This is a genomic window from Syntrophales bacterium, assembly GCA_023228425.1.
Classification (GTDB): Bacteria; Desulfobacterota; Syntrophia; order Syntrophales; family UBA2210; genus MLS-D.
This window is the reverse complement of the sequence record JALOBE010000018.1, coordinates 1-15553: the sequence shown is the minus strand read 5'-3', so window position 1 is coordinate 15553 and position 15553 is coordinate 1. Positions and strand designations below refer to the sequence as shown.

The 15553-nt window shown below is 52.8% G+C and carries 14 protein-coding genes; 9 read left to right on the top strand and 5 right to left on the bottom strand.

Annotated features, from left to right (window positions below):
• Window positions 1-10 precede the first annotated feature (10 nt).
• The 3 genes from cfa to M0Q23_07745 form a co-directional block, all read right to left on the bottom strand.
• The gene (gene cfa, locus M0Q23_07755; protein ID MCK9528519.1) at window positions 11-1126 is read right to left on the bottom strand and encodes a cyclopropane fatty acyl phospholipid synthase; all 1116 of its coding nucleotides are present in this window, start codon (window positions 1124-1126) and stop codon (window positions 11-13) included.
• Between the two features lie 230 nt (window positions 1127-1356).
• A complete protein-coding gene (locus M0Q23_07750) occupies window positions 1357-1665 on the bottom strand; it encodes a hypothetical protein (protein MCK9528518.1) in 309 nt (102 codons plus the stop codon).
• A 40-nt stretch (window positions 1666-1705) separates the two neighbouring features.
• Complete coding sequence (locus M0Q23_07745) at window positions 1706-1939, bottom strand: SDR family NAD(P)-dependent oxidoreductase (protein ID MCK9528517.1); 234 nt, start codon at window positions 1937-1939, stop codon at window positions 1706-1708.
• 543 nt (window positions 1940-2482) lie between these two features.
• On the opposite strand from M0Q23_07745, the gene M0Q23_07740 reads away from it, so the two are divergent.
• The 5 genes from M0Q23_07740 (at window position 2483) to M0Q23_07720 (ending at window position 6356) form a co-directional block, all read left to right on the top strand.
• A complete protein-coding gene (locus M0Q23_07740) occupies window positions 2483-2722 on the top strand; it encodes a hypothetical protein (protein MCK9528516.1) in 240 nt (79 codons plus the stop codon).
• Between the two features lie 102 nt (window positions 2723-2824).
• Complete coding sequence (locus M0Q23_07735) at window positions 2825-3715, top strand: hypothetical protein (protein MCK9528515.1); 891 nt, start codon at window positions 2825-2827, stop codon at window positions 3713-3715.
• A gap of 70 nt (window positions 3716-3785) precedes the next feature.
• Entirely contained in the window at window positions 3786-4538 is a 753-nt protein-coding gene (locus M0Q23_07730) for a DUF554 domain-containing protein (protein MCK9528514.1), read from the top strand.
• 553 nt (window positions 4539-5091) lie between these two features.
• Entirely contained in the window at window positions 5092-5622 is a 531-nt protein-coding gene (locus tag M0Q23_07725) for a hypothetical protein (protein MCK9528513.1), read from the top strand.
• A gap of 44 nt (window positions 5623-5666) precedes the next feature.
• Window positions 5667-6356 (top strand): transglutaminase family protein, encoded by a 690-nt coding sequence (locus tag M0Q23_07720; protein MCK9528512.1) that lies wholly within the window; start codon window positions 5667-5669, stop codon window positions 6354-6356.
• A gap of 640 nt (window positions 6357-6996) precedes the next feature.
• Here the strand turns inward: M0Q23_07720 and M0Q23_07715 are convergent.
• Entirely contained in the window at window positions 6997-7542 is a 546-nt protein-coding gene (locus M0Q23_07715; GenBank protein MCK9528511.1) for a macro domain-containing protein, read from the bottom strand.
• 567 nt (window positions 7543-8109) lie between these two features.
• A complete protein-coding gene (locus tag M0Q23_07710) occupies window positions 8110-8394 on the bottom strand; it encodes an integration host factor subunit alpha (protein ID MCK9528510.1) in 285 nt (94 codons plus the stop codon).
• A gap of 1629 nt (window positions 8395-10023) precedes the next feature.
• Between M0Q23_07710 and M0Q23_07705 the strand changes: the two genes are divergently transcribed.
• The 4 genes from M0Q23_07705 to M0Q23_07690 are packed head-to-tail and all read left to right on the top strand — an operon-like array spanning window position 10024 to window position 15536.
• Complete coding sequence (locus M0Q23_07705; protein MCK9528509.1) at window positions 10024-10881, top strand: NAD(P)H-dependent oxidoreductase subunit E; 858 nt, start codon at window positions 10024-10026, stop codon at window positions 10879-10881.
• Window positions 10882-10903: 22 nt separating this feature from the next.
• Window positions 10904-14077 carry an FAD-dependent oxidoreductase gene (locus tag M0Q23_07700; protein MCK9528508.1) on the top strand — a complete coding sequence of 1058 codons (3174 nt, stop codon included), beginning with the start codon at window positions 10904-10906 and terminating at the stop codon, window positions 14075-14077.
• Window positions 14070-14741: a 2Fe-2S iron-sulfur cluster-binding protein gene (locus tag M0Q23_07695; GenBank protein ID MCK9528507.1), complete on the top strand. Its 672-nt coding sequence runs from the start codon at window positions 14070-14072 to the stop codon at window positions 14739-14741. Before M0Q23_07700 ends, M0Q23_07695 begins: the two co-directional genes overlap by 8 nt.
• Before the next feature lie 27 nt (window positions 14742-14768).
• On the top strand, window positions 14769-15536 hold the full coding sequence (locus M0Q23_07690) for a hypothetical protein (GenBank protein MCK9528506.1): 768 nt from the start codon (window positions 14769-14771) through the stop codon (window positions 15534-15536).
• Window positions 15537-15553: the final 17 nt, after the last annotated feature.

Below are 15553 nucleotides of genomic sequence, written 5' to 3'. Positions count from 1 at the left end.
GATGCAGGTGCTACCGGACCGGACGGTACTGCTGTCCGATACCAGGCTTGGTCAGCACAATCTGCCACACCTGGATGCTCCGGGCCCGAAAAGCGCCCGCACAACTGAGGAGATAGTATTCCCACATCCTCTTGAAAGTTTCGTCAAACCTGGAGGCAAACCTGGGCCAACTCTTCTGAAACCGGTCGTTCCACTTCAGAAGGGTTTTTTCATAGTTGGTGCCCAGGTTGTGAATATCCTCGACAACAAACCGTCCTTCGGCGACTCTTCCGAGCTGGGCCACACTCGGCAGCATGCCGTTCGGGAAAATGTACCGATTGATCCAGAGGTCACAGTTGATGCGCGACTGGTTCCCTCCTATGGTGTGAAGTAGAAAGATACCTCCCTCCTTCAGGCAGCGGTCAGCCACTCTCATAAAGGTCCGGTAGTTTTTCTGCCCCACATGCTCGATCATGCCGACTGACACAATTTTGTCATAGGAACCGCGCATGCTCCGATAGTCCTGGCTGATCACCTTCACGGGCAGACCCGCGCATTGTTCCCTGGCGTAGCGGATCTGCTCCTCGGAAATATTGACCGCCGTGACGGTGCACCCGTAGTGTTCGGCGGCGTATCGGGCAAAACCGCCCCAGCCGCACCCGATATCCAGGACATGATCACTGCTCTTGAGGTCCAACTTCCGGCAAAGGAGATCCATCTTCTTCTGCTGGGCTTCTTCGAGATCGTCCGTTCCCTCGAAGTAGCCACAACTGTACTGGTCGTAAGAATCCAGGAAGGAAAGAAAGAACTCGTTATCAAGATCATAGTGACGCCGGGCGATGATGCCCGCCCGTGACCGGGTCTGGAGATTGAACATACGGGCTCGCAGGTACAGCAACAGGATTTTGAGATTTTTTTTGACCTTTTCTTCCAGGTTTCCCGCAAGTATCCGGCAGATAAGCTCGTCGATACGGGGGCAGTCCCACCAGCCTTCCATGTAGGATTCGCCGAGTCCCAGACTGGCATCCCTCAGAACACGACTGTAAAAACGGTCATCATGAACCTGGATATCCCAGGGATTTGAACCATTGACTGTTGTTCCCGTCTCGGCAAGCAGTCGTTCCACGATTCTTTTATTCGCTTCCATAGATCGTCTCCTCACAGGAAACACAATGCAGCCTGCCCGCACCGCCCCGCGTTATAGTGTCGTTACACTCCGGTTTTCAGCGGGTCTTCCGGAAGCTATGAGAAGCAGACACGTTTTGTGTTCCTACGTAATGCCGTCATGTTGTGCAATAAGGCCTTTCCCAGTGTTATGATTCAAAGTACGGTACGGATCTCTTCAGTATCGGATGGCATGACGTACCACCGGCAGCTTTATCGTAACCGTTCTTTCGCCACCCCAAGAGCCAACTCCCTGTCTTTCGTAAAGAGTCTCCACTCTTTTTTTGATGAATGAATGCCGTCGGCATCCCTGTCCCGCCCCCTGGCACAATACCAGTGTCCAAAACGCTCGACCGTGGAAAAGGGATGATCCTTGGAGCAGAGAACTCCGCAACGATTGATCTCGTTAAAAAATATCGTCTCGTCGGGAATCTGATCATAGGACATGTCTTCAGGCAATTCTATGTGAGACACATCCACATTCCGCGCCTCCTGTTCATCCAGCCAGTCCGATATCTTCATGTGGGTCATCACCTTCCTGTTCTACTTGACAATGAATCCTTCAGGCCACTAACCGCCGCATGAAGAGCCGCTCCAACACAGTATCTTCGCCGGCGTCACCGGCTACTCCGCAAAACGCATCACCGAGTTCGTTCTCCAGCTCAACCAGCCTTTCAGCATTACGGCCGTTACCGACAACTCCAAAACCGGCGGCGATGAACCTTCGGGCCGTCGCTTCACCTATACCGGAGGTCGCCTCGGTGACGATCGCATTACGCACGTATCTGCCAAGCATGATATATGCTCCTGTCAGTGTTTTCTTTTCCGCGTCGAGCAGCACCGGCTTTATGCAGACAACTATACCACAATAGAAGCCAGGAAGTAACCCCCGTGGCAGGGGAGGATGCCGCCGCATGCCGGCCTTGATCCATTCGCTGAACCTGTGACCCATTCCGCGGACAGTGAATGTACAGCTGATGTTGACGGATTCTGCTCGATTCGGGACCGAAGCGGCGGATGTGAATATCGACTGTACGGGATGCCCTGGAGGCATTATCAGCCGAGACCCTATCAAGAATCCGGTTCCGGTGCAGATCCGGCCTTGACGGCGAGTAAAAAACAAAGGGCTCAATCAGAGGTTCGAACAGCCCCGACGGCGCGCGTGTCATTGAAACCTGTTCCTGCACATTGCGGGCGGACGAGAGGTTTCAAAATATGTGACATTTTTACAGCCTCCGTTTGTTCCTGAATTTTGAGGAGAACAGAGCAGGCAAAGGTTACACAATGATGACGGTTGGGCACATATTCGGTGAAACTGACGGTACACAGAACAAATGATATGAAGGCGGCAATTGACTTTTTTGAAAAACATGCGAAGTTATGGACGTTCATCACAATGCCCCGTTGCGCGTACATCCCGGTGACCGATGAAGCCCGGGAAGGAGTGGTTATGTCAGGCATAAAGACTCACACGAAATGCAGCGACAGGACTCTCGATGCAACCAGAAAGACACTGGAGTACAGGGCCGCCGGGCATGGCGTAGCTGTGGGAAACTTTGTGAAATCAGGTTCAGGCTGACATGACAGTTCCTGAGGCATTCTCTTTTCATGATGTTCTCTGCCTGTGGACGACGAGAATCGGGCATCTGTCCCCTGAAGCCGGGGGCGGAAAGAAAGTGTAATGAGTACCCTACCCGCACTGCGAAATGCCGCGACCGTCATACTGACCCGGGATCGGGACGACGGCTCCTGTGAGATTTTTTTCATGCGCCGTCATCACAGCCAGGCTTTCATGAGCGGTGCCTTTGTCTTCCCCGGGGGCCGTCTGGATGGTGAAGATTGCCATCCCGCGCTCAGACGCCACATCAAGGGAACAGGGCGGGAAAACCTGTCCCACCGGCTGCAGGAGCCGGCCTTGCCCGAATCCATCGCCAGGGGACTTCACCTGGCGGCCATCAGGGAAATGTTCGAGGAGGCCGGTGTCCTGCTGGCCGCTGACTCATCGGGAAGTATTCTTGATTTCCGAGATGTTGAATGTAATAGGCGTTTTACCGCCTATCGGGATGCCCTGCACCGGGAAGAGATAACCCTCCTGGATATTGCCGGTCGGGAAAATATCCGCTTCCTTCCAAGTCTCCTGCTGCCCTACGCGCACTGGATGACCCCGGAGGTCGAACCGAAACGGTTCGATACACGTTTTTTCATAGCCCGCCTGCCGGCGGGACAACACCCCAGCCATGACGGGAACGAACTCACTGCCTCTGCCTGGATGACTCCCGCCCAGGCCCTGTCCGACCATGGGGCCAGCCGAATCGTACTTATGCCCCCCACCCTGAAAACGGTTGAGGAACTCAAAGCGTTCAAGACAACAGACGAGTTGCTCCAGGCTGTCAGCAGGCATACTATTCTTCCCATCCTGCCCCAGGCCTTCGAAACGGAGGACGGGGGCTTTGGTGTAAAACTGCCTTTCGATCCCGAATATAGCATCGACGCTTACAAACTACCGATCCGGCCCAGTGAACCTTCCCGGATCGTATGCCGAAACGGGATCTGGAGAACAGCGACGGCCTGACCCGGAACCGGTGAAAGGACCCGTCAATCCAACTCCAGTCACATTTCGACGGCCCGGGACAAAGGACGACATGAGCGGCGTCATCATCAATGTAATCGCAGTTTTGGCGGGAACGTTCATCGGCCTGCTGTTCGGTGGGATCATTCCCGACCGCATGCGTTCAACGGCGTTCACCGGCATCGGACTTGCCACAACAGTCATCGGGGCAATGATGGCCATCGACGGGATCGCGGACCTGACCGGATCATCCATGGGCGGCTATGCCCCTCTCGTACTCGTAGGCAGCCTGGTCCTGGGCGCCCTTGCCGGAGAGGCCATCGGCATCGAGGCGGCACTAGAGCGTGCCGGTCACTGGATGCAGGAAAGAGCGGGGCGCCTCCCGGTCCCGGCTGTTTCTAAAAGAAATCCCCATCAGAGGTCATCGGGACATACTCTCGTCGATGGTTTCATCACGGCGAGCCTGCTCTTCTGCGTGGGCGCAATGGCCGTGCTTGGATCAATTCAGAGCGGACTCGGAGATCCCTCAACGCTGCATCTCAAGGCAATGCTCGACGGGTTCGCCTCAATCGCCCTGGCATCAACCCTCGGACCCGGAGTCGGTCTTTCCGTTCTGCCCCTCTTTATTTACCAGGGAGGCATAGCGCTTACGGCGTCTTCTCTTGAACCCTTAATGACCGTTGCTGTCATCGATGCCATACGGGCTACGGGGGGAGCTCTTATCCTCGCCATAGGCTTCGACATCATGGGAATCCGGCGACTTCCCGTGGGAAATCTGCTTCCCGCAATTTTCGTAGCGGCGGTTTTCGGGTGGTTTCTAGGATAGAGCGCGACTTGGAGGGATGTTGTTGACTTCATTGACCCAAGTGAACGTTGTGGACGTTGTTCACCACGGCGCATTATAACCATACTTAAAATCGGCGGGAATAGAGGTAACCATGTCACGACGGGCACGCCTGGACGCTCCGGGCACGTTGCATCACATTATTGTCAGAGGTATAGAAAAAAGAAACATTGTCGATGACGATTCTGACCGGGAAAACTTTGTATCTCGTTTAGGAGATTTGGCTTCTAAGACTGGAACCCGGATTTACGCATGGGCTTTGATGTCGAATCATGCGCACTTTTTTCTGCGAAGCGGAACGAGCGGTCTTCCCGAATTCATGAGACGGTTTCTAACAGGATATGCCATATCGTATAATCAACGGCATTCGAGACACGGGCATCTGTTTCAGAATCGTTACAAATCAATTGTCTGCGAAGAAAACACCTATTTCAGGGAATTGATTCGATATATTCATTTGAACCCGCTTCAGGCCGGTTTGGTAAAGAATATGAGTGGTCTGGATCGATATCAATGGTGCGGACATGCTGTCGTGATGGGTAACGTCAGGAATGACTGGCAGGATCGTAACTATGTTTTAAAATGGTTTGGTCCAAGAGAAAAAGAAGCGAGGCGGGCCTATCGCAGGTATGTCGAAGAGGCGCTCGGTGAGGGCCGGAGATCGGAACCGGCAGGAGGTGGCCTGATCCGCTCACGGGGAGGCTGGTCGGAAGTCGTTTCCATGCGCAGACTCGGTCTCACAGAACGATCGGATGAGCGAATTTTTGGGAGTGGGGATTTTGTGAATGACATTGCCCAAGAGGCAGATGCCCTACTGAGGAAACAATTTGAGGCAAAGTACCGCATCGAAAAAATTGAACGATACATAGAAGAAAGCTGCCGTGACGAGGGAATCAATATTGAAGAATTACGGTCAGGCAGTCGGAGACCTGCAGTTTCCAGGATGCGGCGACAGATCACCATGGTTCTGCTGGAAAAGTACGGTGTTCCCCTGGCTGATATCGCTAGAAGAGTGGGTGTCACCACCTCGGCGATATCGAAGAGCATGCGTCGACGAGGACGATAATTCATCGAAGTCAACAACGTCCCCCAGGGAGGAGGGAGGGAATTATGGAAAATCTAAGTCCCACGGAATTTATCGACTGCACTTCTGATGAGGTGTTGCACCATACCCGTGAAGTCACGGCAGGACTGACTTCTTTCCGTGCCAAGGCAGTCAGTCTCTATTACGCTGTTCGGGACGGAATATCTTATGATCCCTATCGAATTGAACTCACACGTGAAGCTTTCCGGGCCAGCACGATTCTGAAGAAGGGTTACGGGTATTGTGTGGCCAAGGCGATTGTTCTCGCGGCTCTGTGCCGAGCCTGTGGCATCCCCTGCCGCCTTCATTTCGCCGACGTCCGTAACCACCTGACAACCAGGCGTCTCAGGGAAATGATGCAGACCGACACGTTCTATTGTCACGGCTACAACGATATCAATCTTGACGGCCGCTGGCTCAAGGTTACCCCCACGTTCAACCTGTCTCTCTGCGAGAGGTTCAAGGTCAAACCGCTTGACTGGGACGGCACAGGTGATGCCGTCTTTCACCCCTTTGATACGGAAGGGCGCCGCCACATGGAATATATTCGTGATCGGGGATCCTATGCCGACGTTCCCTATGACGAGATCGTAGAACTGTTTCAAACCCGCTACGCCCAGATCATACTCAGCCAGAAAACGCATACGCCGGTCGGCGCATTTGGCCGGGAAGGTCAGGAAGAATCCGAATCATCCCCGACGCTCAAAACAAAATGACCGGTACATAACAACGGATTATAGCCACGGGATCATGATCATACCCCCCCCCCCTGGCTTCCGTGACGGCGGGCCGATTCCAGGTCGACCCGCCCTGTCGGCGTCCGTTTCCCCTTACAGCACAACCCGCACCAGGAGCGGCCGGTCCGGCAACACTTCCTCGACTCGAGCGATGACATCTCTGATGTCATGACCATGTTCCGACATTTGGAAAATCTGCTTTCCGCCCCGGAAGAACCGGTTTGCTTGCGGACGGCTTCACCCTGCTCTTCCCAGCACACTCGCACAGTTTGTACGCGATATCAGGACCCGGAGCGCCGCTGGAAACACCCATGCCGGTGCCGACTCCAAAGGAAAGGCGTCGATCGGGACGCCCAGGAAAAACAGTTTCGCCGGGGCATCCTCGTCGAACACGCCGCCGGCGAAAAATCTTCACGGTTTCCAAACCGACCTCGTCAAGCACAGCCCGTGCTGAGACCTTTATTGCAAAACTATCGATTGTGTCAATTCGACCTCTCCCCTGTCACTTCGAACGCATGTGAGAAGTCTGAAAGATCCCTCGCTTTGCTCGGGACAGGGATTTCTCGTCGCTACGCTCCTCGAAATGACAAAATGAAAGATCGGTAAAAAGCGCCCACCGTCACTCATGACCGGCCATCTCCGCCATCTTTTGAAGAACCGCCGCATGCAGCCTTTGATCCTCACTGTCAAATAGAACAAACCTGACAACGGTGATCCTAGATAAACGCCCTGCTTCTCCAAAGACCGTCCCGAAAGCGATACGGGTGGCATCTTCCATGGGATAGCCAAAGGCCCCTGTCGACAAGGCCGGAAAGGCTATGGACCTGATACTGTTTTCCTCAGCCAGCAGCATCGCGTTTCGGTAGCAGTCGGCCAGGAGCTTGTCCGACGGCTCATCGACACCGTAGACCGGCCCCAGGCAGTGAATCACCCAGCGGTTCGGCAGGCCATGGCCGCTGGTTATAACCGCCTGGCCGGGCCTGATCGGGGCAAGGGGACGGCACTCCTCTTCAAGGCCCGGTCCAGCTGCCCGATGTATCGCGCCGGCAACTCCTCCCCCGGGACGCAGCCGGGCATTGGCGGCGTTTACGATGGCATCCATGTCCTGCTGGTGTACGATGTTTCCCTGAACACATTCAATCGTCACTCCGTGGAACAGTACCATGCTCACAGGTCACCTCCCTCTCAGGAATGATATTAATCTATCAGAGTATCTCAAGAATTTCTCCGAATTTCCGGAGATCATCACAGGCCTCTTCGGGGCGAATAGTGTACGCCGAAACCCTCCTCCCGACAATTTCTCAACGATGATCCGGAGTTGTGCTTCTGAAGGAATCCGGCCGGACGGGGTATTCATTCCCGTTTTCCCGCGGATCAGGATCATGCAACCGATCCTGTCATTCTGAAGGGCTTTTTCATGAGGGGATGGATCCAACCCGACCAGGCATCCGGTTATAATGCCGGGGGCAGTGCCTCAAGGAGCTTTGTACAAAACAGTCCTCTAGTGGCTCTTTTGTGAAGATTTTCCACAGCCTCCGGTTGTGCCGGCACGTCCATACTCAACGATGCCCGCTTACGGCACGTCAGTTGTATGGTGCAGGCCCGCCGGAGGCGGGTCGGGACGCTTTGTACGGAGACGTCACTATTGCACGTCCCATGGTTCCTCGGAAAAACTCCCTCCCCCCTGAAGGCACTTCTCCCCATTGCCGGAATATCCCGATACGGTCGGAGGTTATTCGTCGTTTATGCTGGTTTTCAGTTTTTCGGAGGCTTTGAAGGTGATGACCTTCCTCGGCTCTATGGTGATCTTCTCCCCGGTCTGGGGGTTCCGCCCCTTCCTTGCCTTCTTTGCATTGACCGTCCATTTCCCGAAGCCCGAAATCTTCACCGGATTGCCCTGTTCAAGCTCGGACTTGATGATGTCAAAGAAACCCTCCACGATCCTGGCGCATTCGGGTTTCGTCATTTCGAGGTTCTCGGAAAGCTGATCGATCATATCCTTTTTTGTCAATGCCATGGACCTACTCCTGATTGTGATTTTTATTCTTCATGCCGGAGGTCACGTCCTCCGGCAATTTTTTGCGACGCCATCAGTGTTTTAAGGGACGCTCCTTTTCCCCGAGTCGAACCCGGACCTCCATAGGCTATCGATTAACTATCTTCATATATGCCTTTGAACGGTACTGCAATATGAAAAAGCTACCGGTTCAAAGAGGATTCTGAAAGACTTGCGCTGGAAAAGAAAAAACTAACCTACTCCCCGTTCGGCCATAACCCAAGCGGGGTGGGGCTTTGACCTGTCTGAAAATGGACGTTCTTGAGGTGATTATTATTCGGGCACAAGGGACTTATGACCAAGCGGAGCGCCCGTGACCGTTATCCCGCGATGCTCCATGGCGACAGGCGATCTGTATCGCTGTGTGTAAAATAAAGGCACAATGAAAAATCATCATTGAAGCCCTGAACCATTGTCCTGTTACCTGCGGACAACTGAAACAGGGGTAAGATCTTTATTTTGTCATTTCGAGGAGCGAAGCGACGAGAAATCCTGATGATGGCCGTTAGTGAAAGATTTCTCCCTACGGTCGAAATGACAAAAATGGCTGGTATTCAAAGCGCTCCTTGTCATTTCGAGGAGCGAAGCGACGAGAAATCCATGTCCCGCGCAAAGCGAGGGATCTTTCAGACTTCTCACATGCGTTCGAAGTGACAGGGAAACCTTCGAAGTGACGGGGGAGAGGTCGAAATGACACAATCGATAGGTTTTAAAGGTCTCGGAGTCTGAAAATAATTGCCTTCTATCAAAAGTCTGTATCCTGAATGGAGGAGGAGAGATGAGCGACTTTCGAAAGAGATCTCCTGAATCCGTGAAAAACGTTCGGGGTTCGACATTTTGTCGTAGAAACGCTTTATGTTCTTTGATAAATGTGCTACCGAATTCGTCATAAAATCTCACTGGGCGGATAAAGCCGATCTTTGGACAGGGCCTGGACGGTTTTGGATAGCGTCGTCATGCAGCAGGTCCTTCAGAAATCGTAGAGGAAACGGCATTATGTAAAATTCTCATCAGGTACCGCCATGATGCGTTGACTGTCCGGGAACAGGGACTTCAGGCTTATTACCAGGATCCTTTCTGACTTTTTCGCGTCCCTGGTGGGCCGGGGTCCGAACCGGTAAACGCCCGAAAACGGGTCACAGACCGCCTCCATCAAACCACACCACGGATTCGGTAATTGTTCATAAAAATGTTTCCGAAAGGGGGCCAGGGATGAAAAGCACTGTCCGGACAAAGAACAAGATGAACAAAGCCGGCGGGAATGCAGGAACGGGGCAGGAAGGCATCTGCCCTTCCTGTGAAAACGTCTCCCGATGCGGTTTCAGGCATCATTCACGCGGCTCCGTATTTTTTTGCGAGGATTTTACAAGTGGTTTCTCACAGGCCATACCACCGGTATATGAGAAAGGGCCCGGAGGAAAGGCGGCTCCGGATGATCGTGAAAAACTCACCGGCATCTGTAACAACTGTGATCATGCGAAAGCATGTCTCTATCCGAAAGGCGAAGCCGGCATCTGGCATTGTGAAGAATACTGCTGACACATTTCCGCCCATGGATCATAAACACTCTTCAGTTGTGAAAGGAAAGGCATGGACGTAAACAATATTCTCGATATCATTAAAAAAAACAAAGGTGAGCTTATTGCCATCCTTGAAGAAATTCAGCAAGCCTGCACATATCTTCCCGAAACAGCCCTGAGGCTTGTAGCGGAAGAAACAGGCCGTTCCCTGGTTGACATCTACGGCGTTGCAACATTCTACAAAGCATTCAGCCTGAAGCCCAGAGGCAACCACTGTGTGTCTGTTTGCCTGGGAACGGCATGCCATGTTCGAGGCGCACAGGGCATTGTGGATGAATTCAAACAACAGTTGGGCATTATGCCGGGTGACACCACTGCCGACAATGAAATGAGTCTCGAGACGGTAAATTGTCTTGGAGCCTGCGCACTGGGGCCGACCGTTGTGGTGGACGGTCGTTATTTCCCCCATGTGACCAGGAGGAAGGTGAAGGAGATCATTGCAAAAACCCGAGAAGGCCTCGAAAAAGTCGATGTGAAAACTGACAGCCGGATTTTTCCCCTCCACGTTTCCTGCCCGTCCTGTAAGGAGACCCTTATGGATGATGATTATGGTATCGACGGCCATCCCTGCATCAAAATCGATGTTTTTTCCAACGGTAAAAAAGGTTGGCTGCGCTTATCTTCCCTCTACGGCAGCACGGCCATCGCCCTGGAAAACGACATTCCCCTGAACGACGTGTCACAATTCTATTGCCCTCACTGCCTCAAGGAAATACCAAGTTTTTCAAGCTGCCCGGAATGCGGAACTTCAATGGCAAGTCTGTTTGTCCGTGACGAATGTGCCTGGGAAATCTGCACGCGACGGGGATGCCGGGGGCATATGCTGAATCTGGATCAGACAAAGATGGCGTCTTCGTACAATATGTAAAAAATATATGAAGGGAAAATATATGAAGGCTTTTCAAAGCGTTTCTGAGTTCAGGGCCTACCGCACAGCAATTATGGCCGGAAGAAATAGTGAAAAACCCTGCATTGTAATATGCGGAGGAACCGGTGGACAAGCCAGCGGTTCCAATGATCTGATACGGATATTAAAGCGACAGATTCTTGAGGAGAACCTGCATGACAAACTCTCCCTCAGGATAACGGGCTGTCTGGGTTTCTGTGAGATGGACCCCTTCATAATCGTGGAACCGGGATACAACCTTTATCCGAAACTTACCATGGAAGATGTACCGAGAATAGTCGACGCCGCAGTTAAAGGCGAAGTTGTGGAAGAGCTCCTGTACCGGGAACCCGGCTCTACAATCAAGCGGTTTTCAGAAAAAGAGATTCCCTTTTTTCAAGGACAGACACGGCTGATTCTCGGTCAGAACCAGAACCTCGATCCCATAAGAATACATGACTACCTGAAAATGGGCGGATACGCGGCTCTGGAAAAAGTATTGGGCAATCCGGACACTGAATGGATCGTTGATGAAATCCTTAAATCCGGGTTGCGGGGCCGAGGCGGAGCGGGATTTCTGACCGGAAGAAAATGGGAACTGGCCAGGAACGTCAACTTCGGACGTGGCCCAAAATATATAATCTGCAATGCCGATGAAGGAGACCCGGGCGCATACATGGACCGGAGCATGCTCGAGGGCAATCCCCACGCTATCATAGAAGGCATCACAATAGCGGCCCTTGCAATCGGAGCCGGCGAAGGCATCATTTATGTGCGCACGGAATATCCCCTGGCTATCAAGCATGCGGCTATCGCGCTGCGGGATGCCCGACGTCTCGGCCTCCTTGGAGAAAATATTTTAGGCCGGGGTATCGATTTCGACATACGGATATTCCATGGAGCCGGCGCCTTCGTGTGTGGAGAAGAAACTGCACTGATAAAATCCGTAGAGGGGCAAATGGGAGAACCGCGCCAGCGCCCGCCCTACCCTATTTTAAAAGGCCTTTTCGGTCACCCCACATGCATAAACAACGTCGAGACCCTGGCTAATATTCCCTACATTATAAACAATGGCGCCGAAGAGTACGCGAAGATCGGCACACGAAACAACACCGGGACAAAGATCTTTTCCCTGGTCGGAAAAATCAAGAATACCGGGCTGGTTGAGGTCCCCCTGGGAACACCCATAAGCAAGGTCGTGTATGCAATCGGAGGAGGATCGGCAAGCTCGGCGAAAATCAAGGCCATACAGACCGGTGGACCATCCGGCGGCTGCATCCCCGCTTCGATGTTCGATCTTCCAATCGATTATGACAGCCTGACCGGGGCCGGCTCAATTATGGGATCGGGCGGAATGATCGTAATGGACCAGGACAGCTGCATGGTGGACGTGGCCAAATACTTTATGAGCTTCCTGAAGAACGAATCCTGTGGAAAGTGTTTTACATGCAGGAAGGGAACGCAGAGGATGTATGAAATTCTTGAAGACATAACGCTGGGAAAGGGAATTCCGGAACACCTGGGCCTACTGGAAGAGCTCGCCCTTACCGTAAAAGATACCTCCATGTGCGGGCTGGGGCAATCCGCGCCAAATCCTGTTTTGAGTACTCTTCGGTATTTCCGCAAGGAATATGAACGGCATATCATCGACAAACGATGTGATGCCTATGTATGCAAGGAACTGACAGGGGCCCCCTGCCAAGCGGCCTGTCCCGTAGACACAGAACCGTGGCGGTATGTAGCCCTTGTCGAAAAAGGCGATTACGAAGAAGCCTACCGGGTAATACGTTCTGCAAATCCCTTCTCTGCGGTCAGTGCCAGAGTGTGCAATCGTGAATGCGAAAACCGTTGCAGTCTCGGAAAGAGTGGGAGTGACGCCGTAGCTATCCGGGACATCAAGCGCTTTGTAACCGACAGAGTTGAACCTTCTGTGTTCAAACTAAAAATGGCGAAGAAAAATGGCAAAAAAGTAGCCGTTATCGGCGCGGGACCGGCGGGTCTGACCGCAGCTCATGAGCTTTCTCTGCTCGGATACAGCGTAACCGTCTTTGAAGCGCAAAACATGCCGGGAGGGATGTTGACATGTTCCCTGCCCGCTTACAGACTTCCCCGGAGTATTGTCGACAATGAAATTAAAACACTCCTGAACAGGAATATCAGTATTGAGTATGGCTGCGCCCTGGGGAAAGACATGACCATCGAAGACCTGATTCCCGGGCGTTTTAACGCACTGTTTCTGTCAATCGGAGCCCATGGAAGCCGGCGCCTTGACCTTGAGAATGAAGATATAGATGGCGTCTTCCCTTCGATTGAATTTCTTAAGGCCTTCAATGTGAGAGGAGAAGAACACGCGCGGGGACATGTAGGCATACTAGGGGGAGGAAATTCAGCCGTGGACGCCGCGCGAGTGGCCTTGCGGCAGAAGGCTGTCACAGCTGTTTCCCTCTATTACAGACGAACCCGTGAAGAGATGCCCGCTTATAAAGAAGAAGTGGCCGAGGCCCTGGAGGAGGGCATAGAACTGGAAACACTTGTAACTCCAGTAAGGATAGTATCGAAGGAAGGTCGTTTCACAGGCATTGAATATATTAAAAACCGTCTCGGAGACATGGATGCCACGGGGAGGCGCAAACCCGTTCCCATGCCCGGAACCGAATTCAAGGTGGAACTTGACACGCTCATCGTTGCCATCGGCGAGAAGCCCGAGAGTGAGTTCCTCTCATCGATGGGGGTTGCGATAGACAAAAGTGGCAGGGCACTCGTAAACAATAAAACCCTGGAAACGAATCTTAAAGGCGTTTTTGCGGGCGGCGACCTCGTGACAGGCCCAAATACCGTGATCGATGCTGTGGCGGCGGGGAAAAAGGCGGCTCGGAGCATTGACCTGTTTTTGAGCGGCAGGCAGCTGGTAACGTCGGCAATACCGAAAATTCCCAATGTCTACATAGAGCCCCCGGTCATCAGCGAATTGGATGAGCAAACAAACACCCGCGTCGAACCTGAGACGTTGAAACCTTCTGAAAGAATTAAAAATTTCAAGGAGGTGACAATGACCTTGCCGGAAAATCCGGCCCGCGCGGAATGCAGGCGCTGTTTACGCTGCGATCTGGAATTCACGAGGAGAATATCCACGGATCAACCAGACATTACTGCAACTAGAGGAGCTCACTATGGTTAAACTTACGATTAACGGACTGCCCGTATCAGTTGAAAAAGGCACTACGATCCTCGAGGCGGCACGGTTTTACGGCTTTCCCATACCAACTCTATGCCACAAGGAGGGGCTGTCTCCCTATGGTGCATGCAGACTGTGTATCGTCGAGATAGGCGAGGGACCCGGCGCGAAGCTCGTTTCATCCTGCACCTATCCTGTTGAGGAGGGGCTGAATGTCAGAACGGCCTCGAGGCGCGTTTTGTCGGCAAGGAGAATGATCATCGAGCTTCTCCTTGCCACATGCCCACAATCCAAGACCATACAGGATATAGCCTCCCAGCACAACGTGAGGCAGCAGCGGTTCAGGCAGGAGTATGAGGACTGCATTCTCTGCGGATTGTGCGTGCGGATGTGCAAGGAGCAGATGATGGCAGGCGCCATCGGCTTCCGGGGCCGTGGAGAAGGAAGAACGCTGGGAGCTCCCTTTGACGCGCGTTCCGATGTCTGCCGATTATGCGGTGCCTGCATGGAGGTATGCCCGGCCTGCCAGGCCCGATGCACCTTCAACGAACCGGAAAAGGCCGTTTGCGGAGCGTGCGCGAACCTTTCCCCTCCCTGTATAGAAAAGGACCGGTTCAATGACCTGATGTGTTACATGTCGCCCTGCGCGGCGTGCGAAATAAAATAAGCATAAACCCTGAAAGGAGCACCATATATGTCTTTTTCGAGAGTGAATACCTCCAGTGCAACCCTCACCAAGAACAGGACCGAGGAGTCGATATCGTCCAGATCGGGGATGTGCGTAACCTGTATCGACGGTTGTATAGGCATGTGCGAAATAGGAAAGTCCGCTTACCGGGGACACGAAGTGATATATCCCCAACCTTTTGGCGTTATTACGGTTGCCGCCGAGAAGGAATATCCCGTTGATTACTCACATTTCAACATTATGGGAACCGTGGTCGGCGCTCACGGAATTGATGCTGACAGCGACAAGGCCATCTTCCCCGCCGTAAATATTGAAGTTACAATCGGCCATGACAAGGGACTGAAATTCCATCTTCCGTGGCTGATTTCCGGCATCGGATCCACCAATATCGCCAAAAACAACTGGGAAGGACTGGCCATAGGCTCCGCACTGGCCGGAACGGCTTTGACTATCGGGGAAAACGTCGTGGGCATGGATCCGGAAGTCCTTTTTAAAAAGGGGGAAATCTCCAATACCGTCGATTTGAAGCGCCGCGTCAAGCTCTATAGGGATTACCAGACCAATGGCTATGGGGCCATTGTCGTGCAGGCCAACGTGGAAGACAGCCGTTTGAAGGTCCACGAATACGCGATCCAGGAACTTGGAGTCGAATGCGTGGAAATCAAGTGGGGTCAGGGTGCGAAGGACATCGGCGGTGAAGTTAAAATAAAAGATTTAAAAAAGGCTCAGATGCTCCAGGATCGAGGCTACATTGTACTGCCGGATCCCACTTGATTTCCACGCATTCGACT